Raw genomic sequence first — 14,951 nt, 5'->3', positions numbered from 1 at the left:
TATACTGATTATTAAAACCCAGCGACAAAAGCTGGGTGATGTAAAAACAGGTATAAACAGGGGGCAAGGGATGTTGCTAACAAAATTGCACGGTTTTAAGCTGTCAGCGCTCGGTTACGGGCTGGCACTGAGTTTCGCTCCACTGTTTATGGCGCAGGCCGATGAGCCAGCGGTCGTTCCTTCTGACAGCTCTGCTGTGAGCATTGAACCTACCAGCTCGCCAGACCAACCATTACCGCAATCTGCTGCTACCGCTACCATGGTGGGAGTGTTGCCGCTAAATTCTACCGGCATGTCTGCCGCACAAAGCCGTTCTCAGCTCGTGGCGCATTTACCTGCGGGCTACACCCCGGTTTATCTAAATGCGTTGTCTGCATTTTACGCTGCCCGCGAGATGAAACCGATGTGGGAGAATCGCGATGCCGTGAAGGCCTTCCAGCAGCAACTTGCCGAAGTTGCCATTTCTGGCATCCAACCACAGTTTACTACTTGGGTAGAACTGCTTACCGATCCGTCTGTCACGGGGTTATCGCGCGATATTGTATTGTCTGATGCGATGATGGGTTATTTGCAATTTGTTTATGGCATTCCGACGGAAGGCAATCGCTGGTTGTACAGCGCTAAGCCTTACAAGCTGCAAACCCCGCCTATCTCGGTAATTAACCAATGGCAAGTGGCGGTAGATCAAGGGACGCTAGTCAGTTTTGTTGAAACGCTAGCCCCTCAGCATCCGCAATACGCCAAGCTGCACCAGTCGTTGGTGCACTTACTCACTGACTCGCGCCCATGGCCTCAATTGACCAGCGCTGAAACTCTGCGTCCCGGCCAGTGGAGCAATGATGTTCCAGCGCTACGGGAAATACTCGCGCGTACTGGCATGTTGCAGGCCGAACCTTCGATTCCCCTTCCTGAGCGCGACAGTGCTTCTAAGAATGCGGTTGCCGTTAGCCCGTCAGCTATTCAGATAGACGGCGAGCAAACCACGCAACAGACGCCAGATGCAGTGGCTGGGAAGAAAAAGAAATCAACTCCAGCGGTACGAAGTGCCTACAGCAAAGAGCTGGTTGAAGGTGTAAAACGTTTCCAGAAGTGGCAAGTCTTGGGTGTTGATGGCTCAATCGGGCAATTAACACGCGACTGGCTGAACGTCACACCGCAACAACGTGCGTCGCTGGTGGCGTTAAATATTCAACGTTTGCGCTTACTTCCGAAGAAACTCGATACTGGCATTATGGTCAATATTCCTAACTATTCGTTGAGCTATTACCTTAACGGTAGTGAAGTATTGGCTTCGCGGGTGATTGTTGGGCGACCTGATCGCAAAACGCCAATGATGAGCAGTGCGCTTAATAATGTGGTCGTTAACCCGCCGTGGAATGTTCCACCAACACTTGCACGCAACGATATTTTGCCCAAAGTGCGCCAGGACCCAGGCTATCTCGACCGTCATGGTTACAGTGTGCTTCGCGGTTGGAGTAATAATGCAGAAGCAATCGACCCATGGCATGTTGATTGGGAAACTATTACTGCCAGCAACTTGCCTTTCCGCTTCCAGCAAAAACCTGGGGTACATAACTCGTTAGGGCGTTACAAGTTTAATATGCCGAGTTCTGATGCTATCTATTTGCATGATACGCCAAACCACACCTTGTTCCAGAAAGATGCGCGAGCGTTGAGTTCAGGTTGTGTACGAGTCAACAAAGCCTCTGAGCTGGCAAGCATGTTGTTGCAAGACGCAGGATGGAACGATGCCCGGATTTCAAGTCAACTGAAAGATGGCAATACTAAATACGTGAATATTCGTCAAACCATCCCGGTGAGTCTCTATTACCTGACTGCTTTTGTTGGTGACGACGGACGCACACAGTTCCGTACAGATATTTACAATTATGATCTCACCGCGCGATCAGGCGCACAAATCCTTTCAAAAGCTGAACTATTAATACGCTAAATGCAGTAATTCTAATGAATTAGCGGTCGTAATAATTGCTTAGCCCTTCCGGGTCCTCTACAGGGCCCGGTTTTACTGGGTTTTGCACGCCTTGACTCGCTTTGTTTTGGCGGTTAAGGTGCCCAGCAGTGCGCCCAAAGTGCATATTATTCGATCGTTTTTTACCTGTAGACCTGGACATCATGGACAAATTTGACGCAAACCGCCGCAAGCTGCTGGCGTTGGGTAGCGTGGCTTTAGGTGCCTCGCTGTTACCAACACAAGCGTTTGCCATGCTATCAACACCGCGCCCACGCATTCTGACTCTTAATAACCTGCATACCGGGGAGTCATTGAAGGCTGAATTTTTCGATGGTAAAGGCTATATTCAGGATGAATTAGCAAGGCTTAATCATTTCTTCCGTGATTATCGCGCAAACAAAATCAAATCCATCGACCCTAAATTATTTGACCAACTTTATCGCCTGCAAGGTTTGTTAGGAACCAACAAACCGGTGCAACTGGTATCTGGTTATCGCTCCCTGGACACGAACAATGAGTTACGTGCCCACAGCCGAGGTGTAGCTAAAAAGAGCTATCACACCAAAGGCCAAGCAATGGATTTTCATATTGAAGGGATTTCGTTAAGCAATGTTCGCAAAGCAGCATTATCTATGCGCGCTGGTGGTGTAGGATACTACCCAAGCAGCAACTTTGTGCATATTGATACCGGGCCACTAAGGAACTGGTAAAACAACGGAATCCGGCGAGTGTTGCCGGTATTGGAGCGTCATGAATTATCACATTATTCCGGTCACCGCATTCGCCCAAAACTGTTCTCTGATTTGGTGCGAAGAAACTCAGCAGGCAGCATTGGTTGATCCAGGCGGTGAAGCCGAAAAGATCAAACAGCAAGTTACTGCGAAAGGCGTGACAATTACGCAGATCCTGTTAACTCATGGCCATCTTGATCATGTTGGAGCCGCTGCTGAACTGGCTGAGCATTATGGTGTTCCTGTGGTTGGGCCGGAAAAAGAAGACGAATTCTGGTTGCAGGGTTTGCCGGCACAAAGCCAAATGTTTGGCCTCGAAGAGTGTTTGCCGCTGACGCCAGATCGCTGGCTGAACGAAGGCGACACGGTGTCGGTAGGGAATGTGTCCCTCCAGGTTCTGCATTGCCCGGGCCATACACCTGGCCACGTTGTTTTCTTTGATGCTCAATCCCAGTTACTGATTTCCGGTGATGTGATTTTCAAAGGTGGAGTGGGGCGTAGCGATTTCCCGCAGGGCAATCATGCAGCACTCATCGACTCAATTAAACGTAAGCTATTGCCACTGGGCGATGGTGTGACGTTTATTCCCGGTCATGGGCCATTATCGACACTCGGTTACGAACGCCTGCACAACCCCTTCTTGCAAGACGAATTACCTGTCTGGTAAATCAGGCCGGAGAAATAGAAAGAGCCGCATTGCGCGGCTCTTTTTTTATCTATTCTGGCTTACAGTACAGCGACAATCGCTTCGCACAGTGGCGCCATGTTGTCTGGCGTCATACCTGCTACGTTTACTCGGCCGGATGCTACTGCATACACACCAAACTCTTCACGTAAACGCAGTACCTGCTCTTTAGTCAGGCCGCTGAACGAGAACATGCCGTTCTGGTTGATGATGAAGCTGAAGTCGCGATTAGCGCCTTTCTCTTGCAGGGTATTTACAAACAGGTGACGCATACGCTGAATACGTTGGCGCATGTCGGACAGCTCTTGTTCCCAAAGAGTACGCAGGGCATCGTTGCTAAGAATCGTTGCTACAACCGATGCACCGTGAGCTGGTGGGTTAGAGTAGTTCGCACGAATCACAGATTTCATCTGGCTGAATGCACGGTCAACGGTATCTGCATCAGCAGCAACCAGCGTACAGGCACCTACACGCTCATTGTAGAGGCCGAAGTTCTTAGAGTAGGAACTTGCCACAATCAGCTCTTGATGGCTTGCTGCGAAGATACGCAGGCCTTCTGCATCTTCTTCCAGACCACGGGCAAAGCCCTGGTATGCAAAGTCAAACAGCGGTAACCATCCTTTGGCCAGAGACATCTGTGCCAGGACTTTCCATTGCTCAGCTGTTGGGTCGATACCGGTCGGGTTATGGCAGCAACCGTGGAACAACACCACGTCGCCAGCTTGTGCAGCTTGCAGGCTGTTGACCAGGCCATCGAAATTCAGAGAGTGGTTCTGTGCATCGTAATAATCATACTCGCACACTTCCAGGCCAGCGGAGTTAAAGACGCTTTTGTGGTTCGGCCAGCTTGGGTTGCTCACCCACACACGTTTGGTTGTGGTGTTTTTAGCGAGGAAGTCAGCGGCAACACGCAGCGCGCCAGTACCACCAGGGGTTTGTGCCGTACGAGCGCGCTTGTTAGCACTCAGAGCATTGTTTTTCCCGAACAGCAATTCCTGGGTGCAGCTACCAAACTCTGGAATACCGTCGATGCCGAGGTAGTTCTTGGTGTTCTCATTTTCCAGCAGATACTGCTCCGCCTTCTTAACACAGGTTAAAACCGGAGTTTTACCCGTTTCATCTTTATAAACACCAATGCCGAGGTTAATTTTTGTCGGACGGTCATCGGCGCGAAACAGATCGGCCAAACCAAGAATTGGATCAGCTGGAGCAGCGGTAATGTTCTCAAACATGACGAGTTTCCATTGTGATATCGAGGGAGTAACGCTCTCAGGTTAACTGCTGTTTTAGCAAATGCCAACCGTTTGCAACAAAAAGAAACAGCCCCCGTCACAAGATAAGTTTTTCTACTTTTCAGGCATAAAAAAACAGGGCCGAAGCCCTGTTTTTAAATCATCCTTGCAACAACGTTGCCGGATAATTAGAACTGGTAAACGATACCAACTGCTGCGGTGTTGTCAGAAGCTACACCCAGTTTATTGTTGTCATCGATCTGGTTGATGATGTAATCAACATAGGTAGACATGTTTTTGTTGAAGTAGTAAGTAGCGCCTACTTCAATGTAGTTGATGTAAGTTTCGCTACCAATACCTTCGATATTTTTCGCTTTAGATTTGTAGTAAGCAACGGATGGACGCAGACCGAAATCGAACTGGTACTGAGCTACAACAGAGAAGTCTTGAGTTTTGTTAACAAAATTGTCGTTAACAACGGCTGCATTATGGGTTTCACCGTAAAGTGCTGCCAGGTAAATGTTGTTCGCATCGTACTTCAGACCAGTAGCCCACTGCTCAGCTTTCTGACCAAGGCCATCAGCTTCTTGACGATTCGTGCGATCTGCTGCGCCGTAACCACCAACAATACCGAAACCTTCGAAGTCATAGCTCAAAGAAGTTGCCCAGCCGTCACCGTTTGCACGGTTCACGTCAGTACGTTCGTTTTTGCCCAGATACTGAACGCCGAAGTTCAGGCCGTCAACCAGACCGAAGAAGTCGCTGTTACGGTATGTAGCCAAGCCACCTGTACGACCGGAGAAGAAGTTATCGCTTCCGCTGGTGTCGCCACCAAACTCTGGCAGCATATCGGTAACACCGATTGCGTCATAAACCAGACCGTAGTTACGACCGTAGTCGAAAGAGCCTGCATCACCGAATTTCAGACCAGCGAAGGCCAGACGGGTTTTGTTGCCATTCTGCGCGTCAGCACCTTCAGAGTTGTTACCCTGGAAGTTGTATTCCCACTGGCCGAAACCGGTCAGTTGGTCGTTGATTTTGGTTTCCCCTTTGAAGCCAAGACGTGCGTAGGTTTTGTCGCCGTTGGCTCCGTAGCTATTTGCACCATTGTCTTTAGAGAAATAATGCAGGCCTACCGCTTTACCGTATAAATCAACTTTGTTGCCGTCTTTGTTATAGATTTCTGCAGCGTTAGCTGCACCGGCTACCAGCAGAGCAGGGATTACCACTGCCAGAATATTGCGCTTCATCATTATTTATTACCCTCATTAGGTTTTTTTGTAACACCTGCCACTGCCGTCAATAATTCTATACGGAACTATTGATGAGAGTTTGGTGTCTTTCTGTATCTGTCAGGCATCTTTCCATCCATGAAACCGTTTCGCTAGTCTGAAAGTGCTACAAACATCGAGAGTGAGTTACAATAAGAAACTATGTGTAACTAAATGTGTATTTCATGGAACTTTGTGAACTAACTCAAACTTCTTAGCCGCTTCGTATGAAATTCGACCTTTCCATTCCTATATATATGAATTACTTATGTTTAATCCGTATAAGGAGAAACTTAGTGAATTCTTCGCTTACATTTGCACATTTCTCGAGTGTTTTTTGGATGTCCAGACGCCTGTGTAAATTTTGGCCGAATGTGCTAAGTCAAACATCAGAATGAGGATGCAAGCGGAAAGTAAGGTTATTTTGTGTTTGTCTGTTTCATGGACACAATTGGTAACGGGCAAGTTGCAGGAAGGGGTTGAAATTGACGTTTGTTTAACTTTCGTTGAAGAAAAAAGACGTTTGTACGACAGGCAGAAAAAAGGCCAGCAATGCTGGCCTTAGAAAAACGACTACTTAGAAGCTTGCGTTACGCGGTGTACGTGGGAATGGAATCACGTCACGAACGTTCTGAACACCGGTTACATAGGCAATGAGGCGCTCAAAACCAAGACCGAAGCCCGAATGTGGAACGGTGCCGTAACGACGCAGATCGCGGTACCACCAGTAGTCTTCTTTATTCAGACCCATCTCAGCCATGCGCGCATCCAGCACATCCAGACGCTCTTCACGCTGAGAGCCACCGATGATCTCACCGATGCCCGGAGCTAATACGTCCATTGCGGCAACGGTTTTACCGTCTTCGTTAAGGCGCATATAGAACGCTTTAATATCTTTCGGGTAGTTTTTCACAACTACTGGCGCTTTGAAGTGTTGTTCAGCAAGGTAACGTTCATGCTCGGAAGAAAGGTCAACACCCCAGTAAACTGGGTTTTCGAATTTCTGGCCACAATTCTCGAGAATTGTAACTGCGTCGGTGTAATCAACTTGGGCAAAGTCAGCATCGATGAAACGCTGTAAACGTTCTACTGCATCTTTGTCAACGCGCTCTGCGAAGAACTCCATGTCATCCATGCGCTCATCAAGCACCGCTTTGAAGACATATTTCAGCATGGCTTCAGCCAGACCTGCTACGTCGTCCAGATTTGCGAAAGCGACTTCCGGTTCTAACATCCAGAACTCAGCCAGGTGACGGCTGGTGTTAGAGTTTTCAGCACGGAAGGTTGGGCCGAAGGTATAAACCTTGGACAACGCGCACGCATAGGTTTCACCGTTCAACTGACCCGATACGGTCAGGAACGCTTCTTTACCAAAGAAGTCTTTATCGAAATCGACTTTGCCTGCGTCAGTGCGTGGCAGGTTTTCCATATCCAGCGTAGACACGCGGAACATCTCGCCTGCGCCTTCGGTGTCTGAGGCAGTAATCAGTGGTGTAGAAACCCAAAAATATCCTTGCTCATGGAAGAAGCGATGCAGCGCCTGGGCCAGAGTATGACGAACGCGTGCAACAGCACCGATCATGTTGGTACGCGGACGCAAATGGGCAACTTCACGCAGATACTCAATACTGTGGCGTTTTGCCGCCATCGGGTATGTATCAGGATCGTCAACCCAACCGGTCACTTCAACTTCAGTTGCCTGAATTTCAAAGCTCTGACCCTGACCGAGAGACTCTACAACTTTACCTGTGACAACGACTGAACAGCCAGTGGTCAGGCGCAGTACGTCTTCATTGTAATTAGGCAGAGTATTATTAATGACGGCCTGTACAGGAGAGAAGCAGGAACCGTCATAGACGGCAAGGAAGGAGATACCAGCTTTTGAATCTCTACGAGTACGCACCCATCCGCGCACGGTGACTTCTTGGTCAACGGCTACACGGCCCTGGAGTACGTCGGCTACAGGCACAACGCTCATATTTTTCTCTCTATTAAATAGTCAGTGGCAAAAAATAATTACCCACAAACGGGGGGTTATCTATGTTACCTGTAGCGAGCCTACAGACAAGCAGAAAAATCAAAGGAGATGAAGAAATACAATAAAGAAAGGAACCCATAAACAAGTTGAATATTGTTTATGGGTTTTATCAGGACTAACTGGCTTTCTTAACCTGTGGCAAATCGAAGGCTTTACGCAATGCGCGGACGAACGCTTTATCATGGCAAATCGTTTTGCCCGGGCTGTCAGAAAGTTTCGCCACCGGCTTGCCGTTACACTCCACCAGCTTGATAACAATATTCAGCGGCTTCACCTGTGGAATATCGCAGGTCAGGCGAGTACCGATACCAAAACTTAAATTGATGCGCGCATCGAAGTGGCGATACAACTCAATAGCTTTTGGCAAATCCAAATTATCAGAGAACACCAATACTTTGGTTTTAGGATCGATACCCAGTTTCTGATAATGAGCGATAGCTTTTTCGCCCCATTCGACCGGATCCCCGGAGTCGTGGCGCAATCCCTGGTACTGGCTGGCAAACGAGAGGTCAAAGTCGCGCAAGAAGGCATCCATAGTGATGCAATCCGTTAATGCGATACCGAGTTTGTCAGGGTACTCGTCAAGCCATGCCTGAAGTGCTGCACGTTGACTGTTCGCCAGCGTCGGGCTTATTTGCTGATGTGCCTGGAACCACTCATGTGCCTGAGTACCCATTGGGGTTAAATCCAGGCGGTGAGCCAGATCGTAATTGCTGGTGCCCACAAACCACGCTTCTTGTTGCAGACGGCTGACGATAGCCTCCTGCACTTCACGCGAGAAGCGGCGGCGGGTCCCAAAATCCATCAGACGGAATGTGGAAAGGTCGATATCCGCTGTCAGTTCTTTGAATTGAACCAGCTTACTTTCCAGACTCTCTAGCGCCATTTGCGGCGTGACGCCAGGTGAACGGTGTTGATGCACCACCTCACTGATCACGGCCAGCAGCGGCACTTCCCACATAATCACTTCCAGCCAAGTGCCGGTCAGACGAATGTCTAAATGACCATTGTTATTGCGGATATGGACTGTCGAGGGGTCGTAGCGAAAAGTACGCAGCCACGCAAGATAATCTGCTTTAAAGAACGGCAGACTTTCCAGGAAGGTAAATTCCTCGTCGCTCAGCGCGAGGTGCTGCATTAAATCAACCTGTTCACGGATGTCATCTGCATAAATGCCCAGCAGATCGTCACCGCGGCAACGGAACTCGGCCGCGACGCTCACGTCGTGATAACGGTGGAAAACCGCCTGCTGCATATGAAGCTTATAGGCGTCAGTATCCAGAAGCGTTTGCAAAATCGGGGAAGCGTATCGTGTCATGGCGCGTTGCAGCATCCTCTCACAGGAGCGTTTCCATCAAGGGCTAAGCAGATAAAAGACGCAGGAGTATACCCTGATTATCTGTTTATTAAACCTGGATCACAACATACGCTGGGAATCTGGTCGATGGCGATTCGTGCCACTTGTTATATATATGTAGCAATTCGAGTGAATTGCCCAGAAAAGTTGAAGATTCTGCATAGCAACATTCAGGCAACAGGGTATAGACTGAACACCGCAAACTTACGGATGATGTATAAGGTTTTTTATGACACAACAGCCACAAGCCAAATACCGCCACGACTACCGTGCGCCGGATTACACGATTACCGATATCGATTTGACCTTTGACCTTGATGCCACAAAAACCCTGGTCACTGCCATTAGCCAGATTACCCGCCAGGGCGCCGCTGGTGCGCCGCTGCGTCTTGATGGTGAAGATCTGACGCTGGTTTCAATTGATGTCAATGGTGCTACCTGGGACGATTATCGCCAGGAAGAGGGCGCATTGATTCTTGAATCGCTGCCAGAAGCCTTCACGCTGACCATCGTTAATGAAATCAGCCCGGCAACTAATACCGCGCTCGAAGGGCTTTATCTTTCAGGCGATGCGCTTTGCACTCAGTGTGAAGCTGAAGGTTTCCGCCACATTACCTGGTATCTCGACCGACCAGACGTTCTGGCACGTTTCACCACCAAAATCATTGCCGATAAATCCAAATATCCTTTCCTTTTATCTAACGGCAACCGCATTGCCGAAGGTGAACTGGATAACGGCCGCCATTGGGTTCAGTGGCAAGATCCATTCCCGAAACCGTGCTACCTGTTTGCGCTGGTGGCGGGTGATTTCGATGTATTACGTGATTCCTTTAAAACGCGTTCTGGCCGCGATGTCGCGCTGGAGTTGTTCGTCGATCGCGGCAATCTCGACCGTGCAAGCTGGGCGATGACCTCGCTCAAAGCATCGATGAAATGGGATGAAACCCGTTTCGGTCTCGAATACGACCTCGACATCTATATGATTGTTGCTGTCGACTTCTTCAATATGGGCGCAATGGAGAACAAAGGGCTTAACGTCTTTAACTCCAAATATGTGCTGGCACGTGCTGAAACGGCGACCGATAAAGACTACCTCGATATCGAACGTGTTATTGGCCACGAATACTTCCATAACTGGACCGGCAACCGCGTGACCTGCCGCGACTGGTTCCAGCTAAGCCTGAAAGAAGGGCTGACTGTTTTCCGCGATCAAGAATTTAGTTCTGACCTTGGTTCACGTGCAGTAAACCGCATTCAGAATGTGCGCACCATGCGTGCTGCGCAGTTTGCTGAAGACGCAAGCCCGATGGCGCATCCGATTCGCCCGGACAAAGTCATTGAAATGAACAACTTCTACACACTGACGGTGTACGAGAAGGGTTCAGAAGTTATCCGTATGCTGCACACCTTGCTGGGTGAAGAGAACTTCCAGAAAGGGATGCTGCTGTACTTTGAACGCCATGATGGCAGCGCAGCAACCTGTGATGATTTCGTGCAGGCGATGGAAGATGCGTCGAACGTTGACCTATCGCACTTCCGCCGTTGGTACAGCCAGGCCGGTACGCCAGTAGTCACCGTGCATGATGATTACGACCCGGAAAACGAGCTGTATACACTGACCATCAACCAGACTACGCCGCCAACTGCTGAGCAGCAGGAAAAGCACCCGTTACATATTCCGTTCGACATTGAACTGTATGACAACGAAGGCAAAGTGATTCCGTTGCAGAAAAATGGTCACCCGATTCACCATGTGCTGAATGTGACTCAGGCAGAGCAGACATTTGTTTTCGATAACGTCTATTTCCAGCCGGTTCCGTCTTTGCTGCGTGAGTTTTCAGCGCCAGTGAAACTGGAATACAAATGGAGCGACCAGCAGCTGACGTTCCTGATGCGCCATGCGCGTAACGATTTCTCTCGTTGGGATGCTGCGCAAAGTCTGCTGGCGACGTACATCAAGCTGAACGTCAATCGTAGCCAACAGGGCCAGCCGTTGTCGCTGCCGCTGCATGTTGCTGATGCGTTCCGTGCGATTTTGCTGGATGAGAAAATCGACCCGGCACTGGCGGCAGAGATTCTGACGCTGCCATCACAGAATGAAATTGCCGAACTGTTCCAGAAAATCGACCCGCAGGCGATTGCCGCCGTGCATGAAGCCTTAACGCGCACGCTGGCAAATGAGCTGGCTGATGAGTTCCTGGCAGTTTATAACGCCAACAAACTTGATGCTTATCGCGTAGAACATGCGGATATCGGCAAACGCGCGCTGCGTAATACTTGCCTGCGTTATCTGGCCTTCGGCGAGAAACAGCTTGCTGAGCAACTGGTGCGTAACCAGTTCGCAAGCGCTGATAACATGACGGACTCTATTGCTGCTTTATCTGCATCGGTTGCGGCGCAATTGCCTTGCCGTGTAGAACTGCTGGCCGCATTTGATGAGAGATGGCATCAGGACGGTCTGGTGATGGATAAATGGTTTGTGTTGCAAGCCACAAGCCCGGCAGTAGACACGTTAAGCAAAGTGCGTGAGTTACTGAACCACCGTTCGTTTAGCATGGGTAACCCGAACCGGGTCCGTTCTCTGATTGGTGCATTTGCTGCGGGCAACCCGGCTGCGTTCCATGCACTGGATGGTAGCGGCTATCAGTTTATGGTGGAAATGCTCAGCGAGCTTAACCACCGTAACCCGCAGGTTGCATCACGCCTGATTGAGCCGTTGATTCGACTGAAGCGTTACGATGCAAAACGTCAGGAAATGATGCGTGCGGCGCTGGAACAGCTGAAAGGGCTGGAGAATTTGTCAGGCGATCTGTTCGAGAAGATTTCTAAAGCGTTAGCTTAATATCACTTTTATAAGGTGGATGTCGCTTACCGCTAATCCACCCTACAAAAGTTTGAGTAGGTCGGATTAGCGTAAGCGACATCCGACATAATTTAACCGGTGCGCACCACGCGTGCCGGTTCTTCTATAACCTGCCGTTTCATCACTCGCTCTAACACCTGAGCTTCCAGTTCAGCCAGCCGGACAGAGCCGAGCTTACGGGGACGTGGCAAATCAACCGTCAGATCCAAACCGATCTTTCCTTCTTCAATCAGTAACACTCGATCTGCCATCGCAACGGCTTCGCTAACATCGTGCGTCACCAGCAATACCGTAAAGCCATGTTCCTGCCACAAAGAGACAATCAACTCCTGCATTTCGATACGCGTCAGGGCATCCAGCGCACCCAATGGTTCATCAAGCAATAACAGGCGTGGGCGATGAATTAGCGCTCGAGCCAGCGCCACGCGTTGTTTCTGGCCGCCGGACAGGGCAGCCGGCCATTCGGTAGCGCGATTGGCAAGCCCAACGGCTTCCAGCGCTTTCATTGCCGATTCTTTCCAGTTTCCTTTCAGACCCAGACCGACATTGTTAATCACCGACTTCCACGGTAACAGTCGCGCATCCTGGAACATTAAGCGCGTTTCATCCTGGCTTTCGCGCAGTGGTGCGTTTCCGGCAATCAGCGAACCACCGTTGGCATTTTCCAACCCTGCCAACAAACGCAGCAACGTACTTTTACCGCCGCCACTGCGCCCAACTACTGCAACAAATTGCCCGGCAGGAATATGTAACTCCAGCTCATCAAGAATCGTTTTATTACCGTAGCGTTTGGTCACGCTGTTAAGGAGCAGGGGAGTCCCCTGGTTTAAACGGGCAGTATTCATGCGTTCTCCTCCTGCAACTGATAAGCCGGATGCCAGCGTAGCCAGACACGTTCGAGTAATTGCGCGCTGATATCAGCGAGTTTGCCGAGCAGGGCGTAAAGAATAATAGCGACGACGACGACGTCGGTTTGCAAGAACTCACGGGCGTTCATTGCCAGATAACCAATTCCTGAGTTGGCAGAAATAGTCTCGGCCACGATTAAGGTCAGCCACATTAAGCCGAGCGCAAAACGAATACCGACCATAATCGAAGGTAACGCACCGGGCAGAATCACCTGGGCAAACAGGCTAAAGCCTGACAACCCATAGCTGCGGGCCATCTCCAACAAACCCTGGTCGATATTACGGATGCCGTGCCAGGTATTGATGTAAATCGGGAACAGCGTGCCGAGTGCTACCAGGAAAATTTTCGCTGATTCATCAATGCCGAACCACAAAATCACCAGCGGAATCAGTGCCAGGTGCGGAACGTTACGCAGCATCTGAATCGAACTGTCCAGCAGGCGCTCTCCCCAGCGAGACAGGCCGCTTATCAACCCGAGCACTAACCCCAGAGAACCGCCAATGCTAAAACCAATCACCGCACGCCATGAGCTGATAGCCAGGTGCTGCCATAATTCACCGCTGGCTGAGAGGTTCCAGAATGCAATTACCACCCCTTCCGGAGAAGGGAGGATGCGCGACGAAAGCCAGCCTGCGCTCGAAGATAGTTGCCAGATTGCGATAACCGCAACCGGCAAAAACCACGGTGCCAGCCTCAGTAACAGTTTATGCGTTGAAGGGGTCATTGGCTGCTCCTTAGCTTTGCGCCACTTTGCGCGGAATAAAGTCATTGGCTACCACTTCGCCCCTTTCATGAACCAGGCGCGGTTGTGGAATTTGTGGAATCGCGACATCCAGATGCGGGAACAGCAACTCCCCAACACGATAAGCCTCTTCGAGATGCGGGTATCCCGATAGAATAAAGCTGTCGATACCAAGCGCTGCGTATTCGTTGATGCGCTCCGCAACGGTTGGGCCATCACCTACCAATGCAGTACCCGCACCGCCACGCACCAGGCCAACGCCTGCCCATAGATTCGGGCTAATCTCCAGGTTGTCGCGTTTGCCGCCGTGCAACGCCGCCATGCGGTGCTGGCCGACGGAATCGGTACGCGCAAATGCTGCCTGCGCTTTGGCGATAGTTTCATCATCCAGCTGAGAAATCAGGCGATTAGCGGCATCCCACGCTTCTTCGTTGGTTTCACGCACAATCACATGCAAGCGAATGCCGAAACGTACCGTGCGGCCATGAGCTGCGGCTTTCGCACGGACTTGCTCAATTTTCTCTTTCACCAAATGCGGTGGCTCGCCCCAGGTCAGATAGAGATCCACTTGTTCGGCGGCAAGATCCTGCGCTACATCCGATGATCCGCCAAAGTAAAGCGGTGGGCGAGGCTGTTGCACAGGCGGGAATAACAGTTTTGCCCCTTTGACCTGAATATGTTTGCCTTCGTGATCTACCGTTTCGCCTTCCAGCAAACGACGCCAGATATTGGTAAATTCTGCGGAGGCTTCGTAACGCTCTTTATGATTGAGGAACACGCCGTCTGCAGCTAACTCTTCAGGGTCGCTACCAGTAACCAGGTTAAATAAAGCGCGCCCGTTGGAAAGTCGGTCGAGCGTTGCGGCCTGGCGTGCAGCCACGGTTGGCGAGGTCACGCTTGGACGCAGCGCGACCAGAAATTTCAAACGCTGCGTCACGGGAATCATAGATGCGGCAACCAGCCAGGCGTCTTCACAAGAGCGGCCTGTTGGGATGAGTACGCCGGTAAAGCCAAGTCTGTCCGCAGCCTGCGCAATCTGTTGCAGGTACCCGTGGTCAACCGGGCGCGCTGCATCATTGCTGCCTAAGTAGTGGCCATCGCCATGGGTAGGTAGGAACCAGAACATATTTAAACTCATGATTTATTTCCTT

At 50.3% G+C, this 14,951-nt stretch carries 11 protein-coding genes; 4 read left to right on the top strand and 7 right to left on the bottom strand.

Annotated features, from left to right (window positions below; translation table 11 throughout):
* The first annotated feature begins 70 nt into the window (after positions 1 to 70).
* The 3 genes from ldtD to EDF88_RS06110 all read left to right on the top strand — a co-directional run bounded on the left by ldtD (position 71) and on the right by EDF88_RS06110 (position 3,370).
* The gene (gene ldtD, locus EDF88_RS06120; protein WP_134183564.1) at positions 71 to 1,951 is read left to right on the top strand and encodes a L,D-transpeptidase; all 1,881 of its coding nucleotides are present in this window, start codon (positions 71 to 73) and stop codon (positions 1,949 to 1,951) included.
* A gap of 182 nt (positions 1,952 to 2,133) precedes the next feature.
* A complete protein-coding gene (locus tag EDF88_RS06115; protein ID WP_064557545.1) occupies positions 2,134 to 2,682 on the top strand; it encodes a YcbK family protein in 549 nt (182 codons plus the stop codon).
* Between the two features lie 40 nt (positions 2,683 to 2,722).
* On the top strand, positions 2,723 to 3,370 hold the full coding sequence (locus EDF88_RS06110) for an MBL fold metallo-hydrolase (RefSeq protein ID WP_134183562.1): 648 nt from the start codon (positions 2,723 to 2,725) through the stop codon (positions 3,368 to 3,370).
* Positions 3,371 to 3,429: 59 nt separating this feature from the next.
* On the opposite strand, the gene EDF88_RS06105 is transcribed toward EDF88_RS06110, so the two are convergent.
* The 4 genes from EDF88_RS06105 to pncB form a co-directional block, all read right to left on the bottom strand.
* Positions 3,430 to 4,620, bottom strand: coding sequence for an amino acid aminotransferase (locus tag EDF88_RS06105; protein WP_134183560.1), 1,191 nt, complete (start codon positions 4,618 to 4,620; stop codon positions 3,430 to 3,432).
* Between the two features lie 188 nt (positions 4,621 to 4,808).
* Positions 4,809 to 5,873 (bottom strand): porin OmpF, encoded by a 1,065-nt coding sequence (ompF, locus tag EDF88_RS06100; RefSeq protein ID WP_279586328.1) that lies wholly within the window; start codon positions 5,871 to 5,873, stop codon positions 4,809 to 4,811.
* Positions 5,874 to 6,468: 595 nt separating this feature from the next.
* Complete coding sequence (asnS, locus tag EDF88_RS06095) at positions 6,469 to 7,869, bottom strand: asparagine--tRNA ligase (RefSeq protein ID WP_064517561.1); 1,401 nt, start codon at positions 7,867 to 7,869, stop codon at positions 6,469 to 6,471.
* Between the two features lie 175 nt (positions 7,870 to 8,044).
* Entirely contained in the window at positions 8,045 to 9,247 is a 1,203-nt protein-coding gene (pncB, locus tag EDF88_RS06090) for a nicotinate phosphoribosyltransferase (RefSeq protein WP_064517690.1), read from the bottom strand.
* A 268-nt stretch (positions 9,248 to 9,515) separates the two neighbouring features.
* Here pncB and pepN point away from each other — a divergent pair, with 268 nt between their 5' ends.
* Entirely contained in the window at positions 9,516 to 12,128 is a 2,613-nt protein-coding gene (gene pepN, locus EDF88_RS06080; protein WP_064517564.1) for an aminopeptidase N, read from the top strand.
* A gap of 92 nt (positions 12,129 to 12,220) precedes the next feature.
* Here pepN and ssuB read toward each other — a convergent pair whose 3' ends face one another.
* Genes ssuB through ssuD form a run of 3 tightly spaced genes read right to left on the bottom strand, consistent with a single transcriptional unit; the run spans position 12,221 to position 14,938 of the window.
* The gene (ssuB, locus tag EDF88_RS06075) at positions 12,221 to 12,994 is read right to left on the bottom strand and encodes an aliphatic sulfonates ABC transporter ATP-binding protein (protein ID WP_064517568.1); all 774 of its coding nucleotides are present in this window, start codon (positions 12,992 to 12,994) and stop codon (positions 12,221 to 12,223) included.
* Positions 12,991 to 13,782, bottom strand: coding sequence for an aliphatic sulfonate ABC transporter permease SsuC (gene ssuC, locus EDF88_RS06070; RefSeq protein ID WP_064517571.1), 792 nt, complete (start codon positions 13,780 to 13,782; stop codon positions 12,991 to 12,993). Before ssuC ends, ssuB begins: the two co-directional genes overlap by 4 nt.
* A 10-nt stretch (positions 13,783 to 13,792) precedes the next feature.
* Positions 13,793 to 14,938 carry an FMNH2-dependent alkanesulfonate monooxygenase gene (gene ssuD, locus EDF88_RS06065; protein ID WP_064517574.1) on the bottom strand — a complete coding sequence of 382 codons (1,146 nt, stop codon included), beginning with the start codon at positions 14,936 to 14,938 and terminating at the stop codon, positions 13,793 to 13,795.
* Positions 14,939 to 14,951 lie beyond the last annotated feature (13 nt).

Origin of the sequence: Buttiauxella sp. BIGb0552, assembly GCF_004366275.1 — a bacterium.
In the GTDB taxonomy this organism is placed as follows: domain Bacteria; phylum Pseudomonadota; class Gammaproteobacteria; order Enterobacterales; family Enterobacteriaceae; genus Buttiauxella; species Buttiauxella gaviniae.
The sequence above is the reverse complement of the archived record's forward strand: the minus strand, read 5'-3'. Positions and strand labels throughout refer to the sequence as shown.

What these genes read in the sequence shown, in the direction of transcription:
- ldtD (WP_134183564.1), top strand. Translation starts at nt 71, where the DNA reads ATGTTGCTAACAAAATTGCACGGTTTTAAGCTGTCAGCGCTCGGTTAC.
- EDF88_RS06115 (WP_064557545.1), top strand. Translation starts at nt 2,134, where the DNA reads ATGGACAAATTTGACGCAAACCGCCGCAAGCTGCTGGCGTTGGGTAGC.
- EDF88_RS06110 (WP_134183562.1), top strand. Translation starts at nt 2,723, where the DNA reads ATGAATTATCACATTATTCCGGTCACCGCATTCGCCCAAAACTGTTCT.
- EDF88_RS06105 (WP_134183560.1), bottom strand. Translation starts at nt 4,620, where the DNA reads ATGTTTGAGAACATTACCGCTGCTCCAGCTGATCCAATTCTTGGTTTG.
- ompF (WP_279586328.1), bottom strand. Translation starts at nt 5,873, where the DNA reads ATGATGAAGCGCAATATTCTGGCAGTGGTAATCCCTGCTCTGCTGGTA.
- asnS (WP_064517561.1), bottom strand. Translation starts at nt 7,869, where the DNA reads ATGAGCGTTGTGCCTGTAGCCGACGTACTCCAGGGCCGTGTAGCCGTT.
- pncB (WP_064517690.1), bottom strand. Translation starts at nt 9,247, where the DNA reads ATGACACGATACGCTTCCCCGATTTTGCAAACGCTTCTGGATACTGAC.
- pepN (WP_064517564.1), top strand. Translation starts at nt 9,516, where the DNA reads ATGACACAACAGCCACAAGCCAAATACCGCCACGACTACCGTGCGCCG.
- ssuB (WP_064517568.1), bottom strand. Translation starts at nt 12,994, where the DNA reads ATGAATACTGCCCGTTTAAACCAGGGGACTCCCCTGCTCCTTAACAGC.
- ssuC (WP_064517571.1), bottom strand. Translation starts at nt 13,782, where the DNA reads ATGACCCCTTCAACGCATAAACTGTTACTGAGGCTGGCACCGTGGTTT.
- ssuD (WP_064517574.1), bottom strand. Translation starts at nt 14,938, where the DNA reads ATGAGTTTAAATATGTTCTGGTTCCTACCTACCCATGGCGATGGCCAC.